The sequence below is a fragment of the Niveispirillum sp. FG156 genome (assembly GCF_057809555.1).
In genome coordinates, this window is sequence record NZ_JBMDKE010000093.1 from 1 (window position 1) to 843 (window position 843).

Here is an 843-nt window from a genome sequence, read left to right on the forward strand (position 1 = left end):
GTTTGAGCTTGGCAAAGAACTGCTCGATCGGGTTCAGGTCTGGGGAATATTTCGGCAGGAACAGGAGCTTGGCCCCGGCTCCCCGGATAGCCTCGCGGACGGCTTTACTTTTGTGTGAGCCGAGATTGTCCATGACGACGATATCCTTTGGCTTCAATGTCGGGACGAGAACCTGTTCGACATAGATTCTGAAGCGTTCGCCGTTGATCGGCCCCTGGATCAGCCAGGGCGCATCGACACGGTCCTGGCGCAGGGCGGCGACGAAGGTCATGGTATTCCAGTGGCCAAAGGGCACCGCGCCCGGCAGGCGCTGACCGCGCGGTGCCCAGCCGCGCAGGGGCGCCATGTTGGTCTTGGTCCAGGTCTCGTCGATGAAGACCAGCCGGGATGGATCGATCCCCGGCCGCAGCCTCAGCCATCGCTCGCGGTGGCGGGCGATATCCGGGCGGCTTCTTTCGCTGGCGACCAATGTTTTTTTTTAAAACTCAGCTGCTCAGCATGCACGAACTCCCAGACCGAGCGATAGTCAACCTTCAGGCCTCGATCCGCCAGTTCCCGAACAAGACCGCGCAGCGTGAACGGCCCGCTCTTGCAGCGGTTCAGCAGCCATTCCCGGTGGTCTCCGGAGATCGCCTTGGGCTTATGCCCGCCCATCTGGCCAGGGGCCACGCTGCCGGTTTCCGCAACACGGTTAAGCCAATTGATCGCCGTGCTGACACCAACGCCAAATCGGGCCGCTGCTTGGTGCCGCGAAAGGCCTTCATGCTCCACCGCAGCCACAACACGTTCCCGCAGATCCATCGAATAGGGCCGTCCCATCGCTTCCAGCATCCATCAGTCATG

At 61.6% G+C, this 843-nt stretch carries 1 pseudogene; it reads right to left on the reverse strand.

Annotated elements, in window-relative coordinates:
* Positions 1 to 819, reverse strand: a pseudogene (locus ACODSP_RS28195) (IS630 family transposase); the annotation flags it as partial.
* Positions 820 to 843 lie beyond the last annotated feature (24 nt).